Origin of the sequence: Psychrobacter sp. NZS113, assembly GCF_015864825.1 — a bacterium.
GTDB lineage: Bacteria > Pseudomonadota > Gammaproteobacteria > Pseudomonadales > Moraxellaceae > Psychrobacter.
The window spans coordinates 1-535 of record NZ_JADYWL010000040.1; the positions used below are offsets into that span (position 1 = coordinate 1).

1 protein-coding gene is annotated in these 535 nt (G+C 42.8%); it reads right to left on the minus strand.

Annotated elements, in window-relative coordinates:
* The coding region (locus I6E61_RS14040; RefSeq protein ID WP_197135308.1) for a bifunctional 2-polyprenyl-6-hydroxyphenol methylase/3-demethylubiquinol 3-O-methyltransferase UbiG at positions 1–469 on the minus strand (469 nt) is incomplete at its 3' end.
* Between the last annotated feature and the right edge of the window lie 66 nt (positions 470–535).

Here is a 535-nt window from a genome sequence, read left to right on the forward strand (position 1 = left end):
CAGTTTCGTTTAAATCTGTAAATTCACGACCATTATGCACACGCTCTGTATCGCCATATTTAAACGATACATACAAAGCGCCATTCGGTTTAAGCGCACGTTGTAGGTTTAAAAACACCTGCGGTAACTCAGCCTTTGGAACGTGTAATAAACTAGCGCAGCACCAAATCCCGTCGTATTGATTTACACAATTTAGCTCTTGGAATGTTTTAACCTCTACAGGTTGGTGTAAGTAACTGCTTGCCAACTCTGCCAGCTCTGGGCTTGCATCAAACGCACTTACAGTAAAACCCTGCGCTTTAAAAAATGCGGCATCGCGCGCACTGCCACAACCGGCATCTAAAATACTACCGTGTTGTGCAACGTGCGGTAAAAACTCAGCATAAAGCGCCGACATATCAACGTTAAGTGTTGAGTCGCTAAAGGCTTTGGCATTTTGGTTGTAATAAGTAAGTGTGGTGTTTGACATGAGATTCACCGCTCCTTGGCTAATCGTTTAACAGCTAAGACACTGTTAATACTGCATTCATTATTT